Source organism: Streptomyces sp. KMM 9044 (assembly GCF_024701375.2).
Taxonomy (GTDB): Bacteria; Actinomycetota; Actinomycetes; order Streptomycetales; family Streptomycetaceae; genus Streptomyces.
The window spans coordinates 383,138-398,101 of record NZ_CP113910.1; the positions used below are offsets into that span (position 1 = coordinate 383,138).

A 14,964-nucleotide genomic window follows, 5' to 3' on the forward strand; every position below is an offset into this window, starting at 1 on the left:
GACCCACCTTGTCAGGATTCATCCGATTCTTCGACCGGGGCGCCCCGGAGCCCACGGGGCGGACAATGAGCGGGAAGGGAGCGCACCGCCGTGGACTGGTTCACCGCATCCGACTACTGGCTGAGCCGGCTGGTCTTCCAGCGGGCGCTGGCCGGGCTGTACCTGGTCGCCTTCCTGACGGCGGTGCTGCAGTTCCGTGCGCTGGTCGGCGAGCGCGGGATGCTGCCGGTGCCCCGGTTCGTGGAGCGGACCCCGTTCGCGCGGGCGCCCAGTCTGTTCCAGGTGCACTACTCGGACCGGTTCTTCGCGGGGTGCGCATGGACGGGCTGCGCGGTGTCGGCGGCGTTGCTCGCGGGGGCGGACTCCTGGCTTCCGCTGTGGGCCGGGATGCTGCTGTGGCTGGTGCCGTGGGCGTTGTACCTGTCGATCGTCAACGTCGGGCAGACCTGGTACGCCTTCGGCTGGGAATCGCTGCTGCTCGAGGTCGGCTTCCTCGCCGTGTTCCTCGGCAACGACGAGGTGGCGCCGCCGGTGGTCGTACTGTTCCTGCTGCGTTGGGTGCTGTTCCGGGTCGAGTTCGGCGCGGGTCTGATCAAGATGCGCGGCGACGCCTGCTGGCGCAAGCTCACCTGCTTGGACCATCACCACGAGACCCAGCCGATGCCGGGGCCGCTGAGCTGGTTCTTCCACCATCTGCCGAAGCCGCTGCACCGGGTCGAGGTGGCCGCGAACCATGTCACCCAGCTGGTCGTGCCGTTCCTGCTGTTCACTCCGCAGCCGGTCGCCACGGCCGCCGCCGCGCTGATGGTTCTCACGCAGCTGTGGCTGGTGCTGTCGGGCAACTTCTCCTGGCTGAACTGGATCACGATCGTGCTGGCCCTGTCGGCGGTCGCGTTCCCCGTGCCGGCGTTCCCCGCCGGCCCGCCGGACACGGCCGGCGCCCCGCTGTGGTACGCAGTCGTCGTCCTTGTGGTGTCCGCGCTGCTGCTCGCCCTCGGCTACCGCCCCGTGCGCAACATGCTCTCCCGCCGCCAGGTGATGAACCGGTCCTTCGACCCGCTCCACCTGGTCAACAGCTACGGGGCGTTCGGCAGTGTCAGCCGGGTCCGGTACGAGGTGGTGATCGAGGGCACCGCGGGCGACAGGCCCCGGAAGGACTCGCACTGGCGGGCGTACGAGTTCCGGGGCAAGCCGGGCGATCCCCGGCGCTGGCCGCGTCAGTTCGCGCCGTACCATACGCGGCTCGGCTGGATGATGTGGTTCGCCGCGCTGTCGCCGTCCTACGCCGGGCCGTGGTTCGGCGCGCTGGTGGAGCGGCTGCTGGAGGGGGACCGCGACACGCTGCGGCTGCTGCGCGACTCTCCGTTCCCGCCGGGCGCGCCGCCCCGGTACGTCCGTGCCCGGCTGTTCCGCTACCGGTACACGACCTGGCGCGAGCTGCGGGAGACGGGCGCGTGCTGGGAGCGGACGTACGTGCGCGAGTACTTGCCGCCGACCCGGCTGGCGGGGGCGGGTCACAGGCCGTAGACGCGGGTGGCGGTGGCTCCGAAGACCTCCCCCCGTCCGGTGGCGTCGGGGCCGGCTGTCAGTGCCCGGGCAGCGGCCAGGACGTCGCCGTAGGACGCGGCGAGGGTGCACACCGGCCAGTCCGAGCCGAACATCAGCCGTCCGGGGCCGAAGGCGTCCAGGACGACATCGGTGTACGGGCGCAGGTCGTCGACGCTCCAGATGGCCGGGGCGGCCTCGGTGACCAGGCCGGAGGCCGGAGGTTCGCAGACCGTGTTCGGCAGCGCGGCCAGGGCGCGGACGTCACGGGCCCAGGATTCGAGCCGGCCCGAGGCGACGGGCGGTTTGCCGGCGTGGTCGAGGACGAAGGTGAGCCGGGGCAGTGACGCCGCCGCGCGTATGCAGGCGGGAAGCTGGTGGGGCTGGACGGCCAGGTCGTAAACCAGTCCCGCGTCGGCGACGGCGGCGAGGGAGCGCTGTACGTCGGTCCGCAGCAGCCAGGCGGGATCGGGCTCGCCCTGGACCTGGTGTCTGACGCCTTTCAGGAACTGTCCGCCGGGCTGTTCACGCAGCCGGGCCAGCTCGTCGGCGAGGCCGGGGCGGGTGAGGTCGGTCCAGCAGCCGGCGACCCCGGCGATCAGGTCGTGCGCGGCGGCCAGAGCCAGCAGCTCCGGGGTCTCCTCGGAGATGGTGACGGTCTGGACCAGGACGGTACGGCAGCCCCCGGCCGCGCGGGCCTCGGGAAGCAGGTCGTCCATCGTGAACTCCCGTCGCAGGGACTGAAGCCGGGGGCCGGTGATCCAGTCCTGGCTGCGGACGGACGGTTCCCAGACGTGGTGGTGCGCGTCGACGGTCACCGCGTCAGGGAGCATACGGGCAGGAGTCACGGCAGCTCCCCCGGCGACTGCCCCACCCACTCCTCGGCCGGAACAGGGGCCTCGGCGGCAGAAGGCCGGTGGTGCGCGGCTCCTGCCACAGGGCGGCGGGTACGGGGGCGGTGAACTGGTCCGCGCAGTCGTGGACTTCGGCCGCCGAGCGGGCCCCGGCTAGGTCCGTCCTCCGCGGGTCACTCCTTTGCACAGCCTCCGGGCTTGATCACGGTCCTGAAGCGATCGTGCTTCGGCGGGTTCTGCAACGCAGACCGCTGCGCTGATCGGTGGCCGACCAGCTGTGATCAGTTGATCTCCCCGAACGGGTGACCTGCGGAGGATGGGGCTAGGACGCTCGCGACAGCCGGGGGCGGCGCCGAAGGCCAGGGAGGTGGCCTTCGGCGCCACTGCGGCCGAGCCGGTTCACCGGGCTGCCGGGCGCAGCCGCAGGCCCTGCATGCCGCCGTCGACCGCGAGGGCGGTGCCGGTGGTGGCACTGGACAGCGGGCTCGCCAGGTGGGCGATGGCGGCGGGAACCGGACGTCGCACGTGTCGACGGCGGTGACACGGGCGGGAGTCGGAGGCACGAAGGGCCTTTCGGTGTAGGGCAGAAGCGGCACGCGGTCGCTCCTGGCACATATTTGTCAGACCACTTGCGGGATACAACATCCCTGAGCCGCGACTGACGCACCCTGGACCTTCAGTGGTCGGACCACTGTGATGGCTGGGTCCGTCCTCCGCGGGTCACTCCTTTGCACAGCCTCCGGGCTGGATCACGGTCCTGAAGTGATCGTGCTTCGGCGGGTTCTGCACCGCGGACCGCTGCGCTGATCGGTGGCTGACCAGCTGTGATCAGTTGATCTTCCCGAACGGGTGACCTGCGGTGGACGGGGCTGGACTGCGCGCACCGGCGACGGGGGGGGGAGCGGCGTGGACGAGAGACCTCGACCGGGGACACGGGCACCGGCTCGGCCCCGCGGAAGGGCACCGTGACGCAGCGTGCCATCGAGCGGATCAAGGAGATGATCCGCGAGGGGCGGCTGCAGCCGGGCGAGCGGCTGCCCACCGAGCGGGATCTCGCCGTCCGGCTGGGCATCTCCCGCAGTTCGATGCGGGAGGCCATCCGCGCACTCACCGTGCTGGGCGTGCTCGAGGCCCGGCACGGCTCGGGCATCTACGTGAGGCGGCTGGAGGCCGGCGGCCTGCTGGAGATCTTCGGGGTCGTGGCCGACCTGTCCCGGGGACCGCGTCTGGTCGAACTCCTCCAGGGGCGCCGGGCGCTGGAGTCGACGGCGACCGCGCTGGCCACCGCGCGGATCACGCCGGACCAGCTGGCCGAGGTCGCCAGACACCCGGCCGCGAGGAACTCCACCGACGTCCCGGAGGAGTTCCTCGCCGTGATCCTGGGGCTGGAGGTCGGCGCCCCCTTCGGCCCGTTCCTGCCCGTCGACCTGGGCACCGGCGTGACCCTCGACTACTACGAGCAGCGCGACGAGCCCGTCCAGTCCCAGCACTACGCGTTCCTCGTTCCCGAGGACCGGTTCGACACGGCGATCGCCCGCCTGGAGGCGGTCGGGGTCACCTACTACGCCGACCCGAACCACACCGAACCCGGCAGGGTCAACCGCCTCTTCGGCGGTCGCGGCGCCTACTTCGACGATCCGGACGGCCACAACCTGGAGATCATGACCCGGCCCTACGTCCGTCCCTGAGCGAGGCCGCCGGCCAGCTCACAGCGCCCGGTACATGACGTGCAGACCGACCCGTCCGTGCCGGGGATGCTCGTACGCCTCGGGGACCGTCCCGAGGACCGTGAAGCCGAGAGAGGTCCACAGCCGTACGGCGGGGTTGGTCTCGACGACGGCATTGAACACCATGCCCCGGTATCCGGCCGCGCGGGCCTCGTCCAGCAGATGCCCGGCGAGGGCGCGGCCGTGTCCCCGGCCGACGTGGCCGGGGTCGACCATGAAGCCGGCGTTGGCGATCCGGGCCGCCGGGCCACCGTAGTTCGGGGTGAGGTAGGCGGAGGCGACGACCGCTCCGGCGTCGTCCTCGACGACGTACACCTGTTTCGCCGGGCTCATCCACAGGACCCGGGCGTCCTCCTCGGAGGTGTCCGGGTGCCAGGTGTACGTCTCGCCCGCGGCGACGATGCGGTGCCAGAACGGCCAGATGCGCGGCCAGTCGTCGGCGACTGCTTTCCTGATCGGCATGGACGCGAGTCTGGCACGCTCCCGCACCCGGCGATCGTGCGGGGCGCGGGCGGGGGCCGGTGTCAGTCGACGCTGGGCAGGATATGGGGCTCGGCGAGGTCGTCCTCGTAGCCCGCCAGGCGGATCGGGGCCGACCTGGCCCACACGTCGAGGCTGCCGAGCTCCCCGGCCGGGCGGCCAGCTCGCTCGGGGCGTTCCTTGACGGGCTGCTCCCCGTTGGTCTTCTCCGGTGTCACCGCGCACTCCTTATGTGTCGGTCACCCTCGGGACGTGCCGCGCCGGTCCTGCCGCGCCCGCGTCGCACGTCCGCTCGGGCATGATGCGAAAGCCGTTCGGACGCGGTGGCGCCGGTTGGTCGTAGGAGAGCAGGCCGTTGTGAGGCGGCGTGTCCCATGACGGACCGGTGGGTGTGGGTAGGACCCTTTACTGCTGCCCGTCCGCCCCAGATTAGCCAAATGAGCGGACCCCCGCTCGATGGGGCTGAAAACTCGACGTAACGATCTCTTGCCGGACCGCACCCATTCCACCCCCATATACCGCTATTTCACTATGGAAACCGCTGCAACCGGTCACTCGATCGGACTACAGGGGTGTCCACGTTTCCGGGAAGGCCCTGCGGTCATGGCGCAGTTCAAGTCCTGTTGGCCGGCACGCAAGCTCGTCATGGTGTGCTGCCGCACGGCAGAACGGCTGTCTTCCAGGAGGACCGGCGCATGGAGCTGCACAGTGTCGAGGAGCTGATGGACCTGCTGTACGCCTGCCGGGGCGCCCGGGACGTCCCGGTTCCCGGCGGGGCCCCGGTCGACGCGTACGACCATGCCCTGCGCACCGCCGCGCTGCTGCGCCGGGGGCGCCCCGCCGACAAGGAACTTCAGGCAGCGGGCCTGGTCCTGCCGGTCGGACGGCTGCTGCGGCCGGGCCAGCCCGCCGCACGGGCCGACCGGGCCGCGGACGCGGTGCGCACGCTGCTCGGCGAGCGGGTGGCGGAACTGGTCCGCCGCCAACCCCGGCACGGCCTCCAGGGTGAGGAGGACGACCTCCTCGCCCTGTGCACGGCGGACGAGGAGGCCCGTACCGCCCGCTTCGACGCCGGGGTCCTGGAGGACTGGCGCACGGTGCTGGAGCTGCTGGCGGCGCGCAACTCCCGGCTCGGCGCGGTGGACTGACTCCCCGCCGGCCGCCGGGGGCAGCGTCACCACCTGCCGGGCGCGTAGTCCTTCAGGAAGACGCCGTACAGGTCCTCGCCCGCCTCGCCGCGCACGATGGGGTCGTAGACGCGGGCCGCGCCGTCGATCAGGTCCAGCGGCGCGTGGAAGCCGGCGTCCGCGAGGCGGATCTTGTCCGGGTGGGGCCGCTCGTCGGTGATCCAGCCGGTGTCGACGGCCGTCATCAGGATGCGGTCGTTGTCGAACATCTCCTGGGCGCTGGTACGCGTGAGCATGTTCAGGGCGGCTTTGGCCATGTTGGTGTGCGGGTGACCCGCGCCCTTGTAACCGCGGTCGAAGACGCCCTCCATGGCGGAGACGTTCACGATGTACGTCCGCTCCGCCGCTGCGGACGCCATCGCCGGGCGCAGTCTGCTGATGAGCAGGAACGGTGCCGTCGAGTTGCAGAGCTGGACCTCGAGCAGTTCGACCGGGGTGACCTCCTCGACCGTCTGCACCCAGCTGTTGGTGTCGTGCAGGTCCGGGACCAGACCGCCGGCGTCGATCGCGGTGCCCGCCGCGATCCGCTCCAGGGAGGCCGCCCCGGAGACCAGGGCGAGGCCGGTCACGTCCTGTGCGGTGAGCGCGCCGGAGCCCCCGACCGGGAGCTCGGCCACCACACCGGAGCCGAAGCCGCCGATCGCCTCGGCGGCGGGCAGCTCACCGGCGGGCAGCGGCGCGGACTCGGCGGCGACCAGTTCGCTGTAAGCCTGCGGGGAGCGCCGTACGGTCTGCGCGGCGTTGTTGATCAGGATGTCCAGCGGACCGGCGGCGGACACCGAGTCGGCGAGGGCGACCACCTGGGCCGGGTCGCGCAGGTCGATGCCGACGATCTTCAGCCGGTCGATCCACTGGTCGCTGTCGGGCTGTGCCTTGAAGCGGCGAACGGCGTCGTTCGGGAAGCGGGTCGTGATGGTGGTGTGGGCGCCGTCGCGCAGCAGCCGCAGCGCGATGTACATGCCGATCTTGGCCCGGCCACCGGTGAGCAGCGCGCGCTTGCCGGTGAGGTCGGCGCGGGCCTCCCGGCGGCTGCGGTTCTCCGCGGCGCACTTCTGGCAGAGCTGGTGGTAGAAGTAGTCGACCTCGACGTACCGCTGCTTGCAGATGTAGCAGGAGCGGGGGCGCTGGAGTATCCCCGCGATCGCGCCCTCCTCGGTGCGGGACGAGGGCAGGATGCCTTCCGTCTCGTCGTCGATGCGCTCGGTGGAGCCGGTGGCGGTGGCCTCGGTGACCGCCTTGTCGTGGGCGGTCTTGGCGGCGCGGCGCTCCTGGCGGCGGCGCTGCTTGACCATGCGGTAGATGTGCGAGGTGGCGCGGCGGACCGTGATCGCGTCCGGGTGGTCGACGTCGATCGTGTCGAGTTCCGCGAGCACGTCGAGGCACACGGCCAGCCGCTCCGGGTCGATGCCGGGCCCGTGCGCCACCACGTCCTCGCGCGACACGGTGTCCCCGTGGGCTACCGTGTCCGTGGCCCGGGGGCCGTCCTCTGTCACCGTCATCGCCGTTGCCGTTCCTGGTCTGCCGTGGCGGCGCTCCGGTCGCGCCCGCTGTCGAACGGGCGATTTTACGGAGCGACGGGCCGCAGCGCCAAACCCGTACCGGCCTGCGGTCGGGGTGGTGGACGGCGACGGTCGCGGTGGGAGCCGCGGCGGCCGGTCAGGCGTCGCATGCGGTGAGGAGCGTCTCCACCTCATCGGTCGCCGCGGCGGCCAGCCGGTCGAGGTCGGGGACGGCGGCACCGTCGGCGACCAGTCCGTAGTGGACGTGTCCGCGGTAGGTGGAGACGGCGACCGCCAAGGAGTGTCCGGGCGCCAGCGGCGCGAAGGGGAAGACGGCGCCGAGCGGGTCGCCGCCGAGCCGCAGTCCGAAGCCGGGCAGCGGCACGCTGGTGACCAGGACGTCGAACCAGAGCCGGGCCGCCTGGCCGAGCAGCGGTCCGCCGAGTCGGTGCCCGAGCGGCGGAACGTGGTCGGCGAGCAGGGCGACGGCGCCGGCACCCCGGTTCGGCCCTGCGTCCTTGTTGCGGTCCATGGCGGTGCGTACCAGGGCGAGGCGGGCGAGCGGGTGCGCCTCGTCGACCGGAAGCCTCGTCAAGTAGCCGGAGAGCCGGTTGCCCTGGGGATGCGCGGTGCGGGGACGACGTCGGGAGACGGGGACGAGGGCACGCGGGGTGACACCCTCACTGCCGTCGCCGCGCTCGTCGAGCCAGCGGCGCAGGGCACCGGCGACGACGGCGATCAGCACGTCGTTGACGGTGCCGCCGACGCTCTTGCGGATCCGGTGCACGTCGTCGAGGTCGAGGACCACCCCGGCGGTGCGGCGGGTGCCGCTTGGTTCACAGGTGAGCGCGGGCGACGAGCGTACGTCGAGCGTGGAGCGGGCGACACAGGCGCCGATGTCCAGGGCCCGGCCCGCGTCGGACAGGGCTCCGCGGACGAGGCCGGGCACCTCGCGCACGTCCGGGAGCAGTCCGCGCGGAGGCACTGCGGGGATCGGCCGGGGGGCGGGCAGGTCCATCGGGTCCATCAGGGCCGCGGCGAGGGTGAGGGCTCGCAGTCCGTCGGCGAGGGCGTGGTGGAACTTGAACAGGACGGCGAAGGAGACCCCGTCCTCCCCCGGCAGCACATGGGCCTCCCAGGGCGGCCGGGTGCGCTTCAGGGGGTGTCCCATGAGCCGGCCCGCCGCCGCCTGGAAGTCGGCGGCGGGGGCGTGCAGCCGGACGTGGTTCAGGGGATCGAAGCCGGGGTCGGTCTCCCGTTCGGCGCCGCCGAAGGCGAGCGTCCCGCGCAGCGCGGAACCGAGCGGCCGGCGGAGGGTGGCGCCGAGCGCGGTGGCGAGCGGGCGGCGCAGGGCCGGCGGGGAGGAGGGGCGCGTGGCCAGGGGCCGCCACACGTCGCGGATACGCATCCGCAGGCCGGGCACGGCGGCGGCGCGGGCGGCGAGCAGATCCGCGGCCTGGGCGGCCGCGGCGGGCGAATGGGCCGAGAAGACCCCGAGGGCCCCGAGGTGCATGGGGTGCTCGGCGGACTCGATGTTCCAGAACGCCAGGTCGAGAGGAGCGAGCAGGTCTGCGTTCACGGGCTTGCCTCGCGTCGACGACGGGGGGGGACCAGTAGTCAACCGTCCGTGACCGATTACGGTCAAGTACGATCTCACCACACACAGTTAACATCAGATTACGCCTCTGCCCCTCCCGCCTGCCCGGCGGGAGGGGCAGAGCTCAAAGGGCGGACGGCGTCACCGCAGTACGGCCGGAGTCTCCCGACGGAGCGTCAGGAGTCTTTCCCGGAAAGCCATACGGGCGACATCCGGTGCGACTCCGGGAGTGAACCCGCAGCGGCACCCGGGGGGAGGAACGCCACCCGGACGGACGCGCGCCGCCGGAGGAACCGTTCACCTCGCGGCACCCCGTGCCGGGCGCCCCTCGGGCTGCGTACGCGAGGCGTCCCGGATCAGGGCGTCATGGACGGCCTTCACCCGGGCGACGTCCGGCTTCAGTACGCGTCGGTCGTAGGTGAGCAGGCCGTTCAGTTCGCCCTCCACGTCCGAGATCTGCGTGTACACGGCGCCGTTGCTGCCCCGGCAGACCAGGGCCCGTACCTCGTCGAGCTTGGTGAGGTAGTCCTCGGTGCAGGTCTCCGGGTCGGCGTCGGCGTCGGCGTCGGCGTCGGCGTCGGCGTCGGCGTCGGCGTCGGCGTACGATGCTGGACCGCCCAGGCATGACCGGGCACCGCGAGACCGAGGCCGCCGTACTCACCGGTGACCAGGGCGCGCCGTCCGTCCGGGCCCGGTGGGAGCGCCGGGCGGGGATAGCCGTGCTCGTCCATGATGTCGCCGGCGTTGCCGTCGGCGCCGAGGTTGAGTCCCGACTGGTTGTTGACCAGGCGCGACGGGTCCCAGGCCTTGGCCTGTTCGGCAACGCGGCCGACGTCGTACTGGCGGCTCCAGCCCTCGTTGAAGGTGACCCACGTGACGAGGGACGGGCTGCTGAGGTGCTCGTCGATCATCTGCTTCATCTCGCGCTCGTAGCGGGCGCGGGACGAGGCGTCGGGGTTCACCCCGGCTCTCATGGAGGGCATGTCCTGCCACACCATCAGACTCAGCCGGTCGGCCCAGTAGAACCAGCGGTCCGGCTCGGCCTTGATGTGCCTGCGCACCGAGTTGAACCCGAGCTCCCTGTGCACGCGCAGGTCGTACGCGAGGGCTTCGTCGGTGGGCGCGGGTCGCACCGACCGGGGCCCGCCCCTCCCCTACCACCGCGCCCGTCCCTCAGACGGGCGCGCGCACTACGGCACCAGTTGGCCCTTGCCGAGGACGATCACTCCGCCCTCGGACACCGTGTACAGCTTCGCGTCCCGCTCCGGGTTGACACCGATGGTCGCGCCGGGCGGTACCTCCACGTTCTTGTCCAGGACGGCACCACGCACCACCGCACCCCGTCCGATGTACACGTTGTCGTGCAGTACCGAGCCCTGGACCACGGCCTCCTGGTCGATCACCACACCCGGTGACAGCACGGACCGGGTGACCTGGCCGCGGATCAGGCAGCCGGCGCTGATGATGGACTCGCTCGCCATGCCGCCGGCGTTGAACCGGGCCGGCGAGAGCTGGCCGGAGTGGGTGTAGACGGGCCACTGCCGGTTGTAGAGGTTGAAGGCGGGGCGCTCGGCGATCAGGTCCATGTGGGCCTCGTAGTAGGCGTCCAGTGTGCCGACGTCCCGCCAGTAGCCCTGGTCGCGGCTGGTCTCGCCGGGCACGTGGTTGGAGCTGAAGTCGTAGAGACAGGCCTCGCCCCGCTCGGTGAGCCGGGGCAGGATCGAGCCGCCCATGTCGTGCACCGAGTGCTCGTCCTCGGCGTCCCGCTGGAGCACCTCGACGAGGGCCTTGGTGGTGAAGACGTAGTTGCCCATGGAGGCGAAGACGCGCTGGGGATCGCCGTCGAGGCCCGGAGGATCGGTGGGCTTCTCCAGGAAGCGCTCCACGGTCCGGCCGTCCGAGCCCGGGGTGATCACGCCGAAGGAGGAGGACTCGGCGCGCGGCACCCGGATCCCCGCCACCGTGACGCCGGCGCCGCTCTCGATGTGCTGGGTGAGCATCTGGCGCGGGTCCATGCGGTAGACGTGGTCGGCGCCGAACACGGCCACGTACTCCGGCCGCTCGTCGTGGACCAGGTTCAGCGACTGGAGGATGGCGTCCGCGCTGCCCAGGTACCAGCGCGGGCCGAGCCGCTGCTGGGCGGGGACGGGGGTGACGTAGTTGCCCAGCAGGCTGGACATCCGCCAGGTGGTGGTGATGTGCCGGTCCAGCGAGTGCGACTTGTACTGGGTCAGCACACAGATCCGCAGGATGTCGCCGTTGACCAGGTTGGACAGGACGAAGTCGACCAGCCGGTAGGTGCCGCCGAAGGTGACCGCCGGTTTGGCGCGGTCGGTGGTGAGAGGCATCAGGCGTTTGCCCTCGCCGCCCGCCAGCACGATTCCCAGGACCGAAGGACCACCACGACGCATGGTCGCTCCCCTCACGCCGAATTTCCCCATCCATGCCCCTGGGCGGCTACCGTTAAGCCTGCTTGCGGATCTCCTCGTAGAGCAGGGCGGTACGGCGGGCCACCGCGTCCCAGCCGAACCCGCCGACCGCACGCTCCCGCCCGGCCTCGCCCATCCGCCGGGCAGCCACCGGGTCGCCGATGACGGAGTCCAGAGCCCGCGCGAGGCCCTGCTCGAAGGCGTCGTCCATGGGGACGGGCACCCCGGTCACGCCGTCCTCCACGACCTCGGGAATGCCGCCGACCCGCGAGGCGACCACGGGAGTGCCGCAGGCCATCGCCTCCAGGTTGACGATGCCGAGCGGCTCGTACACCGACGGGCACACGAGCACGGTGGCATGGGTGAGGAGTTGGATCACCTCGGGGCGCGGCAGCATCTGCGGGATCCAGTGCACGCCCGCGCGCGCCCGGCTCAGTTCCTCGTACAGCTCACGGAACTCCCGCTTGGTCTCCGGGGTGTCGGGGGCGCCCGCGCAGAGCACGACCTGCACGGTCGGATCGATGCCGCGCACCGCCCGCAGGAGTTGGGGCACGCCCTTCTGCCGGGTGATGCGGCCGCCGAACAGGACGTACGGCCGGGACCGGTCGAGACCCATCCGCTCCAGCGCGTCGGTGCCGGGATCGGGCCGGTACAGCCGGGTGTCGATGCCGTTGTGCACGACGTGCACCCTGGCCGGGTCTCGAGGGCCGGGTAACAGCCGAGGACGTCCTCGCGCATGGCCGCGGAGACGGCGATCACCGCGTCGGCGGCCTCGACGGCGGCGCGCTCGGCCCAGCCCGACAGGGCGTAACCAGCCCGGGAACGGGAGCGGTGCTGCGGAGTGTCCCGCAGCACCCGGGGTACCGCGAGGATGCCGGTACGAAACCCCCTAGGGGAATCGCCGGGGTTCCGTCCGTCCCCGTCGCCCCCCCGGGTGCCCACCCAGGGGATGACGGGGACGGCTTCGTACTCCATCGGCAGTAGGACTCATTGGGTGCTCAGGGACGACGACGGGAACACCGGGAAACGGCATCGTGTTCTTCATGGAAGCAGACTGTTCGCCGCCCCGGGGCCGGCACCCCGGTCTCACGCAGAGGAGCTGCCGATGAGCGCCCTCGCGTTGTCCGTGCTGCTGTCGTTTGTCTCCGCCGTGGCGTACGCGGGCGGAGCGATCGTGCAGGAGCAGGTCGCGGTGTCCTCACCCGGTGAGCAGTACGCACCGCTGCGCCGGCCGGCCTGGTGGGCGGCGGTCGCGCTGAACGGCCTCGGCGGTCTGCTGCACGTGGTGGCGCTCGCCTACGGCCCGCTGAGCCTGGTCCAGCCGCTGGGCGCGCTGACGATCGTGTTCGCGTTGCCGATGGCGGCGCTGTTCGTCGGCCGCAGGGCGGGAGCGACGGCGTGGCGCGGTGCCCTCATGGCCACCGTCGGTCTCGCCGGTCTGCTGTCCCTGGTCGGTGCGTCGGACACGCAGTCCCTCGACACCGGCCAGCGGGTGGCGGTGGCACTGGCCACGGCCGTCTCGGTCGTCGCCCTGATGGTCGCGGCCCGGGCCGTGCAGCGGCATCCGGCGGTGCGCAGCATCCTGCTCGCCGTCGCCTCCGGTATCGCCTTCGGCATGTCGTCCGTCTTCACCAAGACCGTGGCGGTGGACTGGGCCGACGGCGTCTCGGCGGGTGACGTGTTGTCCCTCGCGGTGATCGGTGTGCTGGCCACGGCCGGCCTGCTGCTCTCCCAGGCCTCCTACCGGGACGCGGGACTCGCGGCTCCGCTGGCCACGCTGACGGTGGTGAACCCGGTGGTCGCGGCGGCGGTCGGCCTCACGATGTTCGGTGAGACCTTCCGCTACGGCGCGACCGGCACGGCGCTCGCACTGAGCTGCGGCGTGGTGGCGGCCGGCGGTCTGATCCTGCTGACGACGGAGCGGCTGGCACACGAGCAGCAGCAGGCGGGGAGCGCCGGGGCGGGCTCCCCGGCGGCGCCGGCCGACTCGGAGGCTTTTCGGGGCGCTGCGGGTGTCCCGGTGGCTTTGGGTGGTGCGGGTGCTGCTCCGGAGGTGGCGGTCACGATGGCCGAAGTGGCGGCCGGTGGGCGGTCCGCGGGGGCCGGCGCCGATTCGCTGTCCGGTTCCGTCGAGCGGCTGCTGCGCTCCGAGCTCGCCCGGGACGTACGTGTACGGGTACCGGCCCGGTCCGCCCCGGCCACCGGGGCGGAGGCCGAGGCCGCTGAGCCGTCGCCGCTGGTGTTCGTGTACGCGCCCTTCTACGGCGGCCCGTACTTCCCGACACGCGTGCCGGACCGGCACCGCACGCGCGTCACATCCTGACGCCGCCCGCCCTCAGGTAGGCGACCGGGTCGATGTCCGATCCGAAACCGGGCCCCGTCCGCACCTCGAAGTGCAGATGCGGGCCGGAGCTGTTGCCCGTCGAGCCGGACCGGCCGATGCGCTGGCCCGCGGCGACCGACTGGCCGCTTTTCACCGAGATCGCCGACAGGTGCGCGTACTGACTGTAGCGGCCGTCGGTGTGCCGGACCACCACCTGGTAGCCGAACGAGCCTTCCCAGCCGGCGCTGACGACGGCGCCCGGCGCGACCGACTTGACGGACGTGCCGGTGGGCACGGGGAAGTCGACACCGGTGTGGTAGCCCTTCGACCAGGAGGAACCGGCCTGGTGGTACGGCGTGCCCAGGGGTGCGGCGACCGGGGCCACGTGCGGGCCGCTCTTCTGGGTGGCGCGGTCCGCCCGTTCCTCGGTGCGCTGCGCGGGGGCTTTCTTCTCCGGCGCCTTCTTTTCCGCCGTCCTCTTTTCGGGGGCCTTCTTCTCCGGCGTCTCGCTCCTGGGTTTCTTGGTCGTGTCGACCGTGTCCGCGGGTTTCGGGGCGGGGCGGGCCTGTGCGGTCTTCCCGCTGGGGAGGGTGAGCCGCTGGCCGGGCAGGATCAGGTCGGGGTCGGTGCCGACGGTCGCGCTGTTCGCGCCGTACAGCCCGCGCCAGCCGCCGCGGACCCGCTCCTCCTCCGCGATGCCGGAGAGGGTGTCGCCGTGGACCACGGTGTACATCTCGGCACGGCCCGCACGGGACTGGGGTGTGTTCTGCGGCTTGACGTCCTCGACGGTGGTGGCGGTGCCCGTGCTGCTCTTGCCGCCGGCCTTCGCGTCGGGCTTGGCGTCGCTCTTCGCGTCGGTGCTGCCGGAGCGGCCGGCGGACGGGCGGATGTCGGGGGCGTCGCCGCCCCGGGTCAGTCCGGCCCGTTGCGAGCACACCGGCCAGGCGCCGGGTCCCTGGCCGTCCAGGACCTTCTCGGCGATGGCGATCTGCTGGTCCTTGGTGGCCAGGTCCGCGCGCGGCGCGTACCGGGTGCCGCCGAAGGCCTCCCAGGTGGACTGGGTGAACTGGAGTCCGCCGTAGTAGCCGTTGCCCGTGTTGATGTCCCAGTTGTCGCTGGACTCGCACGCGGCGACCTTGTCCCACGTGTCCACGTCGGCCGCCTCGGCGACCCCGGTCCCCAGAAGGGGAAGCGCCATTCCGGCACCACCCGCGGTGACGGTGAGCGAGGCCCGGTTGATCCTGTTCGGCTGGTACCGGCGATGCCGACCGCGCACGGCCATGGAGCCCCCCTCGACAACGCGTCAGAAGTGGCCAAAGTAAG

General features: G+C 72.1%; 11 protein-coding genes and 4 pseudogenes. 5 read left to right on the plus strand and 10 right to left on the minus strand.

Going from position 1 to position 14,964, the window contains the following annotated elements:
- The first annotated feature begins 90 nt into the window (after positions 1 to 90).
- Positions 91 to 1,527: a lipase maturation factor family protein gene (locus HUV60_RS01825; RefSeq protein WP_257852691.1), complete on the plus strand. Its 1,437-nt coding sequence runs from the start codon at positions 91 to 93 to the stop codon at positions 1,525 to 1,527.
- On the opposite strand, the gene HUV60_RS01830 is transcribed toward HUV60_RS01825, so the two are convergent.
- Both HUV60_RS01830 and HUV60_RS01835 read right to left on the minus strand, forming a co-directional pair.
- On the minus strand, positions 1,515 to 2,363 hold the full coding sequence (locus HUV60_RS01830) for an amidohydrolase family protein (RefSeq protein ID WP_257853181.1): 849 nt from the start codon (positions 2,361 to 2,363) through the stop codon (positions 1,515 to 1,517). The two genes, HUV60_RS01825 and HUV60_RS01830, sit on opposite strands and share 13 nt — an antisense overlap.
- Positions 2,364 to 2,798: 435 nt before the next feature.
- A pseudogene (locus HUV60_RS01835) lies at positions 2,799 to 2,912 on the minus strand (short-chain dehydrogenase); the annotation flags it as partial.
- 452 nt (positions 2,913 to 3,364) lie between these two features.
- On the opposite strand from HUV60_RS01835, the pseudogene HUV60_RS33510 reads away from it, so the two are divergent.
- Together HUV60_RS33510 and HUV60_RS33515 are read left to right on the plus strand one after the other, a co-directional pair.
- Positions 3,365 to 3,544: pseudogene (locus HUV60_RS33510) on the plus strand (FadR/GntR family transcriptional regulator); the annotation flags it as partial.
- A 162-nt stretch (positions 3,545 to 3,706) separates the two neighbouring features.
- The gene (locus HUV60_RS33515; RefSeq protein WP_331462038.1) at positions 3,707 to 4,087 is read left to right on the plus strand and encodes a VOC family protein; all 381 of its coding nucleotides are present in this window, start codon (positions 3,707 to 3,709) and stop codon (positions 4,085 to 4,087) included.
- Positions 4,088 to 4,105: 18 nt separating this feature from the next.
- On the opposite strand, the gene HUV60_RS01845 is transcribed toward HUV60_RS33515, so the two are convergent.
- Positions 4,106 to 4,588: a GNAT family N-acetyltransferase gene (locus HUV60_RS01845; protein WP_257852687.1), complete on the minus strand. Its 483-nt coding sequence runs from the start codon at positions 4,586 to 4,588 to the stop codon at positions 4,106 to 4,108.
- 62 nt (positions 4,589 to 4,650) lie between these two features.
- Entirely contained in the window at positions 4,651 to 4,824 is a 174-nt protein-coding gene (locus tag HUV60_RS01850; protein WP_257852686.1) for a hypothetical protein, read from the minus strand.
- A gap of 477 nt (positions 4,825 to 5,301) precedes the next feature.
- Between HUV60_RS01850 and HUV60_RS01855 the strand changes: the two genes are divergently transcribed.
- Positions 5,302 to 5,754: a hypothetical protein gene (locus HUV60_RS01855; protein ID WP_257852685.1), complete on the plus strand. Its 453-nt coding sequence runs from the start codon at positions 5,302 to 5,304 to the stop codon at positions 5,752 to 5,754.
- Between the two features lie 26 nt (positions 5,755 to 5,780).
- On the opposite strand, the gene HUV60_RS01860 is transcribed toward HUV60_RS01855, so the two are convergent.
- From HUV60_RS01860 to glgA, 5 genes and pseudogenes are all read right to left on the minus strand, one after another.
- A complete protein-coding gene (locus tag HUV60_RS01860) occupies positions 5,781 to 7,292 on the minus strand; it encodes an SDR family NAD(P)-dependent oxidoreductase (protein ID WP_257852683.1) in 1,512 nt (503 codons plus the stop codon).
- A gap of 157 nt (positions 7,293 to 7,449) precedes the next feature.
- The gene (locus HUV60_RS01865; protein ID WP_257852682.1) at positions 7,450 to 8,871 is read right to left on the minus strand and encodes a wax ester/triacylglycerol synthase family O-acyltransferase; all 1,422 of its coding nucleotides are present in this window, start codon (positions 8,869 to 8,871) and stop codon (positions 7,450 to 7,452) included.
- 315 nt (positions 8,872 to 9,186) lie between these two features.
- Positions 9,187 to 10,016: pseudogene (locus HUV60_RS01870) on the minus strand (glycoside hydrolase family 2 TIM barrel-domain containing protein); the annotation flags it as partial.
- A gap of 63 nt (positions 10,017 to 10,079) precedes the next feature.
- Complete coding sequence (gene glgC / locus HUV60_RS01875) at positions 10,080 to 11,300, minus strand: glucose-1-phosphate adenylyltransferase (protein WP_257853180.1); 1,221 nt, start codon at positions 11,298 to 11,300, stop codon at positions 10,080 to 10,082.
- A 52-nt stretch (positions 11,301 to 11,352) separates the two neighbouring features.
- Positions 11,353 to 12,131, minus strand: a pseudogene (gene glgA, locus HUV60_RS01880) (glycogen synthase); the annotation flags it as partial.
- A gap of 292 nt (positions 12,132 to 12,423) precedes the next feature.
- Between glgA and HUV60_RS01885 the strand changes: the two are divergent.
- Positions 12,424 to 13,641 (plus strand): DMT family transporter, encoded by a 1,218-nt coding sequence (locus tag HUV60_RS01885; protein WP_257852679.1) that lies wholly within the window; start codon positions 12,424 to 12,426, stop codon positions 13,639 to 13,641.
- Here HUV60_RS01885 and HUV60_RS01890 read toward each other — a convergent pair.
- A complete protein-coding gene (locus tag HUV60_RS01890) occupies positions 13,631 to 14,923 on the minus strand; it encodes a transglycosylase family protein (RefSeq protein ID WP_257852678.1) in 1,293 nt (430 codons plus the stop codon). The two genes, HUV60_RS01885 and HUV60_RS01890, sit on opposite strands and share 11 nt — an antisense overlap.
- Between the last annotated feature and the right edge of the window lie 41 nt (positions 14,924 to 14,964).

Coding starts and splice junctions, on each gene's coding strand:
- HUV60_RS01845 (WP_257852687.1), bottom strand. CDS start 4,588: ATGCCGATCAGGAAAGCAGTCGCCGACGACTGGCCGCGCATCTGGCCG.
- HUV60_RS01855 (WP_257852685.1), top strand. CDS start 5,302: ATGGAGCTGCACAGTGTCGAGGAGCTGATGGACCTGCTGTACGCCTGC.
- HUV60_RS01860 (WP_257852683.1), bottom strand. CDS start 7,292: ATGACGGTGACAGAGGACGGCCCCCGGGCCACGGACACGGTAGCCCAC.
- glgC (WP_257853180.1), bottom strand. CDS start 11,300: ATGCGTCGTGGTGGTCCTTCGGTCCTGGGAATCGTGCTGGCGGGCGGC.
- HUV60_RS01885 (WP_257852679.1), top strand. CDS start 12,424: ATGAGCGCCCTCGCGTTGTCCGTGCTGCTGTCGTTTGTCTCCGCCGTG.
- HUV60_RS01890 (WP_257852678.1), bottom strand. CDS start 14,923: ATGGCCGTGCGCGGTCGGCATCGCCGGTACCAGCCGAACAGGATCAAC.